General features: G+C 49.2%; 11 protein-coding genes. 4 read left to right on the top strand and 7 right to left on the bottom strand.

The genetic code is table 11. The features are described 5' to 3' along the window. Position 1: 1 nt before the first annotated feature. Positions 2-1054, top strand: coding sequence for a hypothetical protein (locus tag ABD852_RS15410; RefSeq protein WP_345030501.1), 1053 nt, complete (start codon positions 2-4; stop codon positions 1052-1054). Between the two features lie 203 nt (positions 1055-1257). Here the strand turns inward: ABD852_RS15410 and ABD852_RS15405 are convergent, their stop codons facing one another. Then, positions 1258-1590, bottom strand: a complete 333-nt coding sequence (locus tag ABD852_RS15405) for a helix-turn-helix transcriptional regulator (protein WP_345030499.1) — start codon at positions 1588-1590, stop codon at positions 1258-1260. Between the two features lie 530 nt (positions 1591-2120). On the opposite strand from ABD852_RS15405, the gene ABD852_RS15400 reads away from it, so the two are divergent. Together ABD852_RS15400 and ABD852_RS15395 are read left to right on the top strand one after the other, a co-directional pair. After that, positions 2121-2414 (top strand): type II toxin-antitoxin system HigB family toxin, encoded by a 294-nt coding sequence (locus tag ABD852_RS15400; protein WP_345030497.1) that lies wholly within the window; start codon positions 2121-2123, stop codon positions 2412-2414. A gap of 6 nt (positions 2415-2420) precedes the next feature. Further along, positions 2421-2786, top strand: a complete 366-nt coding sequence (locus ABD852_RS15395; RefSeq protein WP_345030493.1) for a helix-turn-helix domain-containing protein — start codon at positions 2421-2423, stop codon at positions 2784-2786. Positions 2787-2852: 66 nt separating this feature from the next. On the opposite strand, the gene ABD852_RS15390 is transcribed toward ABD852_RS15395, so the two are convergent. The 6 genes from ABD852_RS15390 to ABD852_RS15370 all read right to left on the bottom strand — a co-directional run bounded on the left by ABD852_RS15390 (position 2853) and on the right by ABD852_RS15370 (position 8779). Continuing rightward, the gene (locus ABD852_RS15390) at positions 2853-3074 is read right to left on the bottom strand and encodes a hypothetical protein (protein WP_345030490.1); all 222 of its coding nucleotides are present in this window, start codon (positions 3072-3074) and stop codon (positions 2853-2855) included. A gap of 378 nt (positions 3075-3452) precedes the next feature. Beyond that, entirely contained in the window at positions 3453-3806 is a 354-nt protein-coding gene (locus tag ABD852_RS15385) for a PDDEXK nuclease domain-containing protein (protein WP_345030487.1), read from the bottom strand. Continuing rightward, positions 3754-4227, bottom strand: coding sequence for an Rpn family recombination-promoting nuclease/putative transposase (locus tag ABD852_RS23085; RefSeq protein ID WP_425568817.1), 474 nt, complete (start codon positions 4225-4227; stop codon positions 3754-3756). Before ABD852_RS23085 ends, ABD852_RS15385 begins: the two co-directional genes overlap by 53 nt. A gap of 141 nt (positions 4228-4368) precedes the next feature. Then, positions 4369-5271, bottom strand: a complete 903-nt coding sequence (locus ABD852_RS15380) for an Rpn family recombination-promoting nuclease/putative transposase (protein ID WP_345030484.1) — start codon at positions 5269-5271, stop codon at positions 4369-4371. Positions 5272-5406: 135 nt separating this feature from the next. Further along, entirely contained in the window at positions 5407-5703 is a 297-nt protein-coding gene (locus ABD852_RS15375; RefSeq protein WP_345030482.1) for an Rpn family recombination-promoting nuclease/putative transposase, read from the bottom strand. A gap of 115 nt (positions 5704-5818) precedes the next feature. After that, positions 5819-8779 (bottom strand): helix-turn-helix and ligand-binding sensor domain-containing protein, encoded by a 2961-nt coding sequence (locus ABD852_RS15370; RefSeq protein WP_345030480.1) that lies wholly within the window; start codon positions 8777-8779, stop codon positions 5819-5821. 137 nt (positions 8780-8916) lie between these two features. Between ABD852_RS15370 and ABD852_RS15365 the strand changes: the two genes are divergently transcribed. Continuing rightward, positions 8917-11970 (top strand): SusC/RagA family TonB-linked outer membrane protein, encoded by a 3054-nt coding sequence (locus tag ABD852_RS15365; RefSeq protein ID WP_345030478.1) that lies wholly within the window; start codon positions 8917-8919, stop codon positions 11968-11970. The last annotated feature ends 31 nt before the right edge of the window (positions 11971-12001 follow it).

The raw sequence follows: 12001 nt of genomic DNA, 5'->3' as shown, positions 1-12001 counted from the left end.
TGTGCCTAACAGGCGTTTGGATCAATGGCGGGTGAAGTGGTTGATTGAACATTCTACCTCGCATCAACTTTTGTGGTATATTGACAGTTTTGTGCTCCGAAATCCGCCACTTCGCCAATCGCCAAACCGTTATTCTTCACTTTTAACGAGCTTACACCTTCTCAGAAAAGAAATGGAAGACAAACTATTTAAGGACTTTAATTTCTCATTGTTGGACGACCCAAGATTTAAGGAGGAAAGTGTTCGGGAGGAATTGATAGCGCCCTTAATTAAAGATCTTGGATACACCAATTCTGGAAATACACAAGTCATCCGAAATCATGGATTAAAGCATCCCTTTGTTTCTATCGGTTCGAGCCGAAAGAGTGTTACTGTAATTCCAGATTATCTAATGCAAGTTACCGAAAAACCCGCTTGGATATTGGAGGCGAAATCACCTATTGAATCTATAACCGACACTAAACATATTGAGCAGGCATATTCTTATGCTATACACCCTGAAATTAGGGTAAACTATTTTGCGCTGTGCAACGGACGCCATTTTGTTCTTTATAACATTAGTAGACCTAAGCCGCTATTTGATATTTCGTTAAGAGCTATTGACCTATACAGAAGTATGTTGAAAGAGCTTATTGGCCCATCAAAGGTCTTTGTCTATCCTGACGAAAAGCTGAGCAAGGACTTTGGGCTTCATATTAAAAGATTAGGCTTCAAGAGTTCAGATTCACTTCTTATTATAGATGTAAATCCTTTATTTATAATAAAGTATAACGATGATCTCTTTAGTTTCTCTGCATCAATTGGCGATGAAGATACTGCATATCTCGGGACTTTTGACTTTAGTCTTGAAGTAGCTAAACAACTTATACCAATAATTGGTAAAGCCAGTTTTATTCAGTTAATGCAGCCAACAAATGGCAGACAATTACAATTCAACTTAGACAGAAAGCTGAATCTTAATTTGAAAATTTCCTTACCTGAAAAAGAAAATCTAGTTGAAAATGATAGAGAAATTTATCTTCCGCTGTTAATTAAGAAATTTATCTTCTTATAATTTCAGCCTGAAATAAAGCGAATGTATAGCAATCAGTTTTGTAATAGTTTGGCTGGTGAACTAATTAATTCTACTGAAAAACTGACTTGTAGCATTAAACTCTTCTTACTTGTATTTTTTACTTAGCCCCCAACAACCGCTCCAACCTCGCCAAAAACTCATCCTTCTCTTTAAGCATCCGTTCATAAAGTTCAATCTTTTCTTCATGAATTTGGATAACCTTTTGGGTCAAAAACTGGTTTGATATTGAATACCGCAGAATTCCCTTTGAAGTCACTGCTGTTAAACGTATTCGCAATCACATTCACCGCATTTTCCTCATCAAAATTCTTAATCGCTTCCACGGGTATTTTTAATATTTGGGACACCTGTCGTAGAATGGCATCGTCGATGGCTTCCTTCTGCTCGAGTAGGGATACCTTCTGCTGGTTCCAGTCTTCGCCCAGCTCCCAGGCGATGGCTTCTTGCTTGAGGTTCAACATCTCCCGGAAGCGGCGGATGTTGCGGCCTTGGTGTACTTTTTTGGGTTCGGGCATGGTAGTATAGTTTTGACTTCGACAGGCTCAGTCACCGTTTCGGCCCCTGAGCTCACGGTCCGCCGCTGCGGTCGAAGGGCCCGCTTTGGTTTTGGATTCCCCGTAGCTTTGGCTCCGACCCTTCGAGTATCCTCAGGGCAGGCTGCTCAGCCGCCGCCATTGGCCCCTGAGCTCGTCGAAGGGTAGGGTAAAGATACGGCTTTTTGGGGAGAAGGCAGCGGAGAAGATTACCTCAATTTTTGCGGTGAACAGATAGTTGTATCTTAACCCTTAGGCCCAGCTCGTTCGGCCGTCGAAAGTAAGGGGCTAACACACTGATTTTTCATTTGTTACTTCCAAGATTCGATCCGTGATGCCACAAGCACGAATTATAATTTCGAGGCTGAAGCCAGCTGGTGAAAATCTGCCTGTTCTATCGCTATTTGTCCGTTTATTATTGCGCGGGGCGTTTTGTTTTGAATTTCAAAATATTATTCTATTTTTTGGAATTTTTCTTAATTTTGACTGTTGAATAACTAGAACACCTATTGATGCGGATCGTTACTTTTTCCCGGATAAAGGAGTTTTCGGGAAAGCATCCTGATGCCGATATTCCTTTGCGGGATTGGTATTTCAAAACGCTGAGGAGTGAATGGGATAATTTCCACGACATGAAGAAAACGTTTAACAGTGTGGATTATGTGGGCAACAATCGATTTGTGTTCAATATTAAAGGGAATGACTATCTACTGGTTGCCATTGTTATATTCGCCTCAAAAAAGGTTTACATTCGTTTCATTGGCAACCATAAAGATTACGACCGGATTGATAGCAAGAACATTTAGAAAGTAATGAGAGCAATACAAACAGAGAAAGAATATAAGGCGATTTGCGCCAGGATCGAGGAGTTGCTTGCTGTTGTCGGGAATGATACACCTGTAACGGACCAGAATTTTATTGAGCTCGATTTACTCTCGGACCTTGCAGCCGACTACGAAGAATCCAAAGATCCTTTGCAAAAGCCATTGCTCACTGATGTGATCCGGTTGCGTATGCATGAAAGAGAACTTAATCAAAAAAGGCTGTCGGAACTGCTGGGTGTCAGTACTTCCAGAGTAAGCGAATACCTGACCGGGAAAACAGAACCGACTCTGAAAGTGGCCAGGGAAATAAGCCTCAAGCTGGATATTGACCCGGCTGTCGTGCTCGGTGTGTGAGGTGAGCTATCTCGTCGGTCGGTAGAAACCCGTCCGAAGCCAAAATGGTTGATGACAAATGCTATGTCACTTCCCCGCTAACAACCGCTCCATCCTCGCCACCATCTCATCCTTCTCTTTTATCATCCGCTCGTAAAGGGCGATCTTCTGATCGTGTAGTTCAAGAATTTTCTCTATCGGGTTGATAGTTGAGTTATAGAACACTGATGCCGGTTGGCTACAGTGGGTAAACGTATTGGCAATCACATTCACCGCATTTTCCTCATCAAAATTCTTAATCGCTTCCACCGGGATTTTCAATATTTGGGATACCTGTCGTAGAATGGCGTCGTCGATGGCTTCCTTCTGCTCGAGGAGGGATAACTTCTGCTGGTTCTTCCCGACGTATGGAGGGACCAGCTCAACTCCCAGGCGATGGCTTCTTGCTTGAGGTTTAGCATCTCACGGAATCGGCGGATGTTGCGGCCTTGGTGTACTTTTTTGTGGTCTGACATAGTAGTATAGCATTTGGGTTTTTTCAGCCCCTGAGCTCGGTCGAAGGGAGCCACCGGTGGACGGTCACGGAACTCTCTGATTAGTGATAGGATAAAGATAGCCCTTTTTGGAGAGAATGCAGCGGAGAAGATTACCTCAATTTTTGAGGTGAATGCAACCTGTGTATCAACGTCACTTTACAAGTGCTTTTAGCGCATCCTTACTTGGCAGGTACAGTTTGTACTCTTTTGAAAAAATGGTATTATTCTCTTTGGGCAAGGTTGTTTCTACAACTGCTTCGCTCCTGTCTTTACAGATTATGATCCCTACTGTGGGTTTTTCAAAATCCTGTTTGACATACCGGTCGTAGTAATTTACATACATCTGCATTTGGCCTATATCCTGGTGTTTGAGTTTGCCAATTTTCAGATCCACCAGCACAAAGCATTGGAGCAAACGATTGTAGAGCACCAGATCCACGTAGAAATTTTCACTATCCAACGAAAACCTTACTTGGCGGCCGCCGAATAAGAACCCCTTTCCCATTTCCAGCAAATAAATGCTCGATCTTGTTAATAATAGCGGTTTCCAGGTCTGATTCCGTGTAGCCCAGATCATGGTAGATGTACTCGTAGTCCGGGATAAAGAGCAGAAGGTCTTCGTTGAGCTCTTTAAAAAGGCTAGCCAGTGTGCGATAGCGCCATCGCTCCCGCCCATGGTATAACAAAACGGGGATAATCGGCGATATGGTCTTATCCTGGGCGATTTGTTTAAGATGGCCGGCGGCGATGTAGCTTAATATCTGTACCGCCGCGAATTTTTCGAGCTTACTCTTGTGTTCGAGAAGCAGAGAGATCTTTACCTCCTGCTTGCCTGATTTCGCACGGCAGGAATATACGATGTCACTAACGGTCTTCCGCAGCTCTTTGGAAATGTAGGTATCCGGGAGTTGGCTGAGCGTCGACAGATCGATAAGAGTGGGGATATGCCGCGGCAGGCAGCATACGGCTTTCCGGGGAGAAGGGCGTGAGGGAATTTACCTCAATTTTGTAATAAATTTGGGTGGGCCACGAATGCACTAATGAATGCTTATTCGCGGAATTCGTGGCTATTTTTCGCCCAACTCCTCGCGTATCCGGGCTACGTAGGCGGGAGTGACTTCCTGGATCCTACAGATTAACGCTACGGGCAGGTCTTCGAGTATCATATTGCGGATGGCCTTTTCGGTTTTTTCTTGAAGACCAATCTTCTTTCCTTTTTCAACGAAAATATCCAACGTGTTCATCACAGTATGTTTTATGTTTGCAGGTACATCTTCCAGAATTCCGTTAATTCCATCTTCCTTCAGACCGCTTACTCCAAAGGTATAAACAAAGAGACTGGTTCGCAAGTTCTGTTGTGTCTCCATAGCCAGCGAAAGTATTGCCGGGATTAAACTCCGGAGTCTCTTTTTTAACTGGCTGTATTTCAGTGCCAGCAGAGAAGCTTGTAGAAATTTATTCTCCAATGCTCTGATCTGCTCGTCGGGTATCTCGCCCAGGTCATGGTAGATGTAATCGTAGTTCGGGATAAAGGGCCGAAGATCTTCACTGAGGTCTTTGAAAAGGGTAGCCAGTGTGCGATAGAACCATCGCTCCTTCCCATGATATAACAAGACCGGAATAATCGGCGATACTGTCTTATCCTGGGCGATTTGTTTAAGATAACCGGAATAGATATAACTCCCTAGCTGCGCAGGCATGAATTTTTCAGACTTACTCTTGTGCTCAAGTAAGAGTGAGATTTTTAACTCCTGCCTGCCCACTTTCGCACGGCAGAAATATACGATGTCGCTCACCGTCTTTCGTAGCGCTTTGGAAATGTAAGTGTCCGGGAGTTGGGTGAGGGTCGAAAAATCGAGCAAGTCCGCGACATTTTTAGGTAGACAAGCTCTGAAATAGTCGATGGCTATTTGTTTGTCTGCCAATATGGCCCGCAGGAATTTATCGTGTATGGATGCAATGGTCGTCATGATCTATGTATAGCATGTATAGGGTGAAGATACGGCTTTCCGGGGAGAAGGGCGTGAGGGAATTTACCTCAATTTTGTAATAAATTTGGGTAGGCCACGAATGCACTAATTAATGCTTATTCGCGGAATTCGTGGCTATTTTTCGCCCAACTCCTCGCGTATCCGGGCTACGTAGGCGGGAGTGACTTCCTGGACCAGTGAGATCTTCAAGTCCCGCTTACTACGCTTCGAACCGCAGGAATATACGATATCACTGGCGGTCTTTCGTAGCGCTTTGGAAATGTAAGTGTCCGGGAGTTGGGTGGGGGGTGAAAAATCGAGCAAGTCCGCGACATTTTTAGGTAGACAAGCTCTGAAATAGTCGATGGCTATTTGTTTGTCTGCCAATATGGCCCGCAGGAATTTATCGTGTATGGAAGCAATAGTGGTCATAAGGTAGGTATAGCATGTACGTGGCAAAGGTAGGGCTTTTCGGAAGAAAGGCGTGAGGAGGACTTACCTCAATTTGATAATGACCTGGCGTCGACCGCAGCATCGGACCGTAAGCTCACTCACCGGACACTCCCGGCTTCAGCGTCACGAGGTATTCCGCAAGCGAAACCGACGTATCCAGGCCCAGCTTTTTCCGGATGCGGTAACGGTGTATTTCCACTCCGCGCACCGTAATATTAAGCTGCTGGGCAATTTCTTTCGACGACAAGTTAAGGCGCAGGTAGGCGCAAATGCGTAATTCCGCTCTCGACAGAGCCGGGCAAACCTCGCGCAGGTAGTTCAGAAAGCCGTTGTTCAGCTCGTCGAAATGTGCTTCGAACTGCTCCCAACCTTCGTTGTTTTTTTCGGCCGACCGCAGCAGGGCGGTAATCCTTCGGAGGTTCTCCTGGTGGTCTGCGTCGGTCGTGAATTTGTTCAGCTCATACTTTATTTTTTCGAGGGTGCTCACGTTGCCCGCCAGGTGCAGACTGGTATTGGCAAGCTCTTTCTTTTTCAGCAGCACTTCGTTTTCCAGCTTTTCGTTCTGCAGCTTGATGATTTCTTTTTCGCTCTTTTCCAGTTCAAGCTCATAAATGTATTGCATCCGCTTCTGCTCCTCGTCAAATCTTAGCTGGCGGCGACGGTCTTTGTATTGCTGCCACCTGACAAAAAGGTAGCCCACCGCCAGGGCGAACAAAACATACACTGCCATGGCCCAGATCGTTTTGTACCAGGGGGGCAGGATCCGGATTTCATAGGTGACTGCGGGCGACTCGTTTCCAAGGTTGTCTCTCGCTTTTACTTTGAACACATAGTCGCCGTCCGACAGGTTGGTATAATCTTTTTCGGGGCGCGCGCTCCACGAAGACCAGCCGGGATCATAGCCCACCAACTGGTAGCTGTATTCGAGGTTGCCCTGCATACCATAAACCGGTGCGCTGAACTCAAAATGAAAGGCCTTGTAGCCCGACGATACCACAGTGGCTTCGTGGGAGCCGTTTCCTGCGTTTTTTAAGAGGTGACCGCCAAATAGTACGGTGTCCTGCCGGCTAATGGCCCTGACTTCGGTCAAAAGCACCGCCAGATCAACCGGTTTCCTGATGTAACGCGCATAGTCCAGGTGGATGACGCCCCGCTCCGACCCTATGAATACGTTTCGCCGGTTGTAAGGATAGATGTTTTCCAGTCCCCTCAAAAAAGTATCGGTCAGCTCGGGGAAGTACGTGATGCTGAAATCCCGGCCGTCGCCCGGTTTTGAAAAATCGACTACCCCGATTTTATCCCGGTTGGTAAACCAGATATTGCCCTCCGGGTCCTCGGCCATGTACCTGATTTCGGCCTGCCCGAACAAACGATCAAAATAAGCGGATCTTGAAAACCGGTCCTGGCCGGGATTGAATTCGTATATCCCCCTGACCGTGGCAAACACGATACGGTTCCGGATCCTGAAGACGTAGTTGTTGATGTCAGCCGGGAGCCCGTCCTTACTGGTATACAGCCTGGACGAATAGCTTTTGTTGTCTGCCGCCAATGTCATTCTGTAAATGCCACGGTACGGATGAGACGCCCAGATATTCTGCTGGTTGTCACGCTGCAGGAAACGGTAAGAGTCCGGCAGGCCGCTCATCTTTCCTTCGCTCCTGAAACTTCCGCCGCTATAACGCAGCAGTTCCAGGCCGTTGTAGGTCCCGGCCAAAATGGACGGCGCCAGGAAACCCGAAGTGGTGGGGAGCAATGTCCAGGTACCGGTACCCAGTGAAACAGGCACCGCCTCCCTTCCTTTTACCTGGTAGATACCATTGTTGTGGGCCAGCATGAGCTGCTGGTTGATTTCCTCGATTTTCCTGGCTTCGCCGTTGTCGCTGTTCTTTACGAGCGTGAAATCCTCTGCGATATTCAGCAAACCCGACGCCTGTGCCGTTACCGGGGCCATATACAGGCCGTTGGAAGTAGAGATGTACAGCGAATTGTTGAAAACCAGGCTGGAAAAGCCTTCTACGTCGTTGACCTTGTTGGGCCGCAGGTACTTGACCGGCGAATTATAACTGATGAAGCAAATGCCGTTATCGATACCCACCCATATGTCGGCGTTCCTGTCGACGAACACGCTGCTTGCGTTATTCCCCTGCAGTCCGTCTCCGGATGCAATCTGCTGTATGATATGCAATTGCTTATCCAGGATCACGCAGCCCCTGGTTGACGTTGCCGCTACGATCAACGAATCATTGAGTTTCGAAAAGGAAGGAGTATAAAGCGGCTCACGATGCTTTTGGGCGGGCGGCTGCATGGTACGGTCCCGGATCGGGAAATACTGATTGTCAAGTGTGGTGACCAGGAGCCCCCTGTTTTTCAAAGGAACAAGGTCCGATACTATGTAGGACCCAAGCAGCATCTGGCTGTTGGTAACCGGCTGCCAACGCCCTGCCAGGAACTCCAGCAGGCCGTTACTTTTATCCTGCGCAAATACTCGCCCCCCGGCTTCGCCCAGGAACTGCCACCCATTGGCGGGAAGGTGTACCTCTATCGCCTGATCGGTGAGTTGGAAAATATAGCGCTCTGTCCTGAAAAAAACCGATTCTCCCTTGCCTGCAATATTCCAGACGTCGGCGAAATGGGCATAGCGCCTGGGAATTTTACCCTTCAGGGAAGTGAAGCGGAGTACCCCGCTGGAATCCGGCTCGAAATATCCCACTTCACCCTGCCCGCCGGCATATACCCGATCATTTGCATCAATATGGATGGACCGGAGCAGGGTTCCGTTCGGAAGGCTGTAGCTCCTCCAGAAGTTGCCGTTAAAGGTAAGCAGGCCTGATGAATTGGCGAAGTACATCACGCCCCGGCTGTCCTGCTTGATGTCCCAGGTATGACTGCCGCCATGAAAGTCGGCCTTGGTATAAATTAAAGGTTGGCTGACCGGGTTTCCGGCGTTAGCAGGTGTAGTGATCCACAGCGCCGCACCAAGGAGCAAAAGGCAGAAAACCGGTGCCGAACAGAAAGCGGGCGGACGCTTGATGTGGTTTTGATGTAGCGAAAACATAACGAAATGGCAATATTACAATTGTTGATGTAGTGTATATGTGGTAGCCCCATCACCAAATTACTACAACCTCCGGTACATTTGCAATAGCATTTTATTAATTCAAATTATAACTTATCCTAAAATGCCATATACACATGAAACAAAACTATTTCAAAACACTGATGGTATTGTTCTTTTTGACGACAGTCGCGGGGAGTACAGTCTTTTCCCAGGGATTTGTTTTGAATGGAACAGTTAAGGACGAAAGCGGGGAATCGGTCCCGGGCACTACGGTGCTTGTGAAGGGAACCTCCAACGGTACGTCGACTGATGCGGACGGTGTGTTCAGTATAAGAGTGCCCGGCAGCGAGGCCGTTCTGGTATTTTCTTCGATCGGGTTTGCTACACAGGAAATAGCAGTCGGCAATCGCACGCAGCTCGACGTGGTACTGGTCGCAGAAGCCACGCAACTGTCGGATGTAGTTATCATCGGCTATGGAACTCAGAAGAAAGGCGACCTGACCGCACCGGTTTCGACCATTAATACCGACGAAATGCTGAAGCGGACTACCTCCACTCCAATGGAAGCCTTGCAGGGGACAATTCCCGGCGTGCAGGTTGTGGCCGGTGGTTCGCCGGGCGCTTCCCCCAGCGTAAGGATTCGTGGGATCGGGTCGTTTAATAACTCCAACCCGCTTTACGTGGTGGACGGGATGTTTGTCGACAATATCGATTTTCTCAATCCCAACGATATCGCAGATATGTCGATCCTGAAGGATGCTTCCGGAGCCGCCATCTACGGGGTCCGTGCAGCCAACGGTGTGGTGATCATCACCACCAAGAAAGGCACGAAAAACATGAAGACCCGTGTGACCTACAACGGGTTTGTCGGGCTGCAGAAGCCGGTAAACGTACCGAGAATGGCGAATGGCGAGCAATTTGCCGCATATGCCCTCGAATGGCGTACGCCGGCCGATTCGGGTTCGGTAAGAGAATCGGTTAACCGGTATGGCGGCAGCGGCCTGCGGCCTTCCACCAGCACCGACTGGTACAACGCCCTCCTGCGCAAACAGGCCCTGATCACCAACCAGGGAATCGACCTCCAGGGCGGAAGCGACAAAGTCACCTATACCGTCGGCTTCAACCATACCTACCAGAACGGGACAATGGACGCCAAAAACGATTTTCAGCGCTATAACGTCCGGCTCCAGATGGAAGCCAACCCTTATAAATGGCTGAAGCTCGGCTTTACTTCCATCCTCAACAATTCAACCACGCACTTTCCCAATAATAACGCATTCCTGACCGCTTATACGGCCTCACCGCTGGTCCCGGTTTACGATGAGGAGAACGTCAATGCCTTCCCGGTCCGGTTTTCGAACAGCGGCCTTATCGGCCGGAATGATCCCAACGCGGTGGCTGACGCTTACTACAACTTCAACCGTCTGAAGCAGTTCCAGGTTTTACCTTCGGTGTATGCGGAAGCCAGTTTCTGGGAAAACCGCTTTACTTTCCGTTCCCAGCTCAGCCAGCTTTACGGCTCGGGGCTGCGCGCAAATTACGTGCCGCAGCGGTCGCTCGGACCTGCCACGCTGGTGTCGCACCTGGTATCGGGACAGGAGCGAACTACCAATTACATACTCGATAACCTGCTGACTTACCGCGACAACAAAGGCTCCCATAACTGGTCGGTGCTGTTAGGGCAGTCTTCGCGACAGGAACAGTGGCGTCTGACACGCGTGGAAGCCGACAACGTGCCGGCCGATGAAGAATTCTGGTACACCCGTCAGGGTAGGCCTAACCAGGCCTACTACGATGAAGACGGCTATCGTAACCGCGGTCTGTCCTACTTCACAAGGGGAACTTACGACTACGACGGCAAGTACCTGCTCACCGCTACCTTCCGGGCGGACGGCAGCTCGAAGTACCAATCCAAATGGGGCTACTTCCCCTCAGTGGGCCTCGGGTGGGTGCTGAGCTACGAGGACTTTATGGCCGGGCAACACCTGGTCGACTTTCTGAAGCTCCGCGGAAGCTGGGGCAAGCTGGGCAACGACGGAATAAGGCCCAATTCGGGGTATGCTGTGGTGACACTGGGGAATCCGTCGTCCGCAATTTTCGGCTCGGCCGGCAATACCGCCGGACAGTACATACCCGGCTATACGGTCAACAACTTTTTTGCCAACATTACCTGGGAGGTTGTCACCGAGTGGGACTTCGGGGTTGATTTTGAGCTTTTCAATAACCGGTTAAAAGGGTCGGTTGACTATTTCGACCGTAAAACCGCCAACGTGGCGCTTGACAGGGCATTCCCTTTCGGTGCGCCGAATATTTACGGCAACTGGGCGTCGATGGCGAACAGCGGGTTTGACGTAGGTCTCACCTGGAACGGCAAAGCCGGCAAGCTCGGCTACCAGGTCGGCGGCAACTTCTCCACACTCCGGAACAGGGTAACCAACATAGGCGCGCTTCCCAATATCCCCGGCGGATTCCCGGAATGGACCGCCGAATTCCCGAACCGGATTGAGGTAGGAAAGCCCATGCAGTATTTCTATGGATACGAAGTTTCAGGTATCTACCAGACCCAGCAGGAAATAGATGCGGACCCGATGGCGGCCAGCGCCAATGCGGCAGTACCCGGCGCTGTACAGCCCGGCTTTTTCAAATACCGCGACCTGAACGGCAACGGTATCCGCGACGATGGCGACCGGACCAACCTGGGTTCGTACCTGCCTACGGTCACCTATGGCTTCAATGCTTCACTTACCTACGCCAATTTTGATTTCAGCGTGGTGCTCCAGGGCGTTGCCGGCAATAAGATCATGAACCTCAACCGCGGGCGTTACGTAAAAGGACAGTCTTCGCTGAACCTGGATGCCGACTTTTATGAGAGCCTCTGGACCGGTCCCGGCACCACCAACTCTTACCCGTCGGCGTATGCGTTGTCCAAGTCGTGGAATAGGCCGCAAGGCGCTTCCTTCTTCGTAGAAAGCGGCGCCTATCTGCGGGTACAGAACGTTCAGCTGGGATACAATTTCAAAATCGGGAAAGAGGCCCCGGTGTCGATGCGGGTATTCGCTACGGCCGACAGACCTTTGATTTTTACCAAGTATTCCGGCTTCACGCCTGAAATTTCCGGGATCGGCTACGACGCCAACGTGTACCCGATCTCGTCGACTTACAGCTTAGGGGTAAGGGCGTCGTTTTAACAGGATTTGTATAACCGATAATTTGATCTGC

This window comes from Ravibacter arvi (assembly GCF_039540405.1).
GTDB classification, from domain to species: Bacteria; Bacteroidota; Bacteroidia; order Cytophagales; family Spirosomataceae; genus Ravibacter; species Ravibacter arvi.
This window is presented reverse-complemented; position numbering and strand designations above follow the sequence as displayed.

Excerpts from the sequence above, each read along its gene's own strand:
- ABD852_RS15405 (WP_345030499.1), bottom strand. The coding sequence starts at position 1,590 with ATGCCCGAACCCAAAAAAGTACACCAAGGCCGCAACATCCGCCGCTTC.
- ABD852_RS15400 (WP_345030497.1), top strand. The coding sequence starts at position 2,121 with ATGCGGATCGTTACTTTTTCCCGGATAAAGGAGTTTTCGGGAAAGCAT.
- ABD852_RS15395 (WP_345030493.1), top strand. The coding sequence starts at position 2,421 with ATGAGAGCAATACAAACAGAGAAAGAATATAAGGCGATTTGCGCCAGG.
- ABD852_RS15385 (WP_345030487.1), bottom strand. The coding sequence starts at position 3,806 with ATGGGAAAGGGGTTCTTATTCGGCGGCCGCCAAGTAAGGTTTTCGTTG.
- ABD852_RS15380 (WP_345030484.1), bottom strand. The coding sequence starts at position 5,271 with ATGACGACCATTGCATCCATACACGATAAATTCCTGCGGGCCATATTG.
- ABD852_RS15375 (WP_345030482.1), bottom strand. The coding sequence starts at position 5,703 with ATGACCACTATTGCTTCCATACACGATAAATTCCTGCGGGCCATATTG.
- ABD852_RS15370 (WP_345030480.1), bottom strand. The coding sequence starts at position 8,779 with ATGTTTTCGCTACATCAAAACCACATCAAGCGTCCGCCCGCTTTCTGT.
- ABD852_RS15365 (WP_345030478.1), top strand. The coding sequence starts at position 8,917 with ATGAAACAAAACTATTTCAAAACACTGATGGTATTGTTCTTTTTGACG.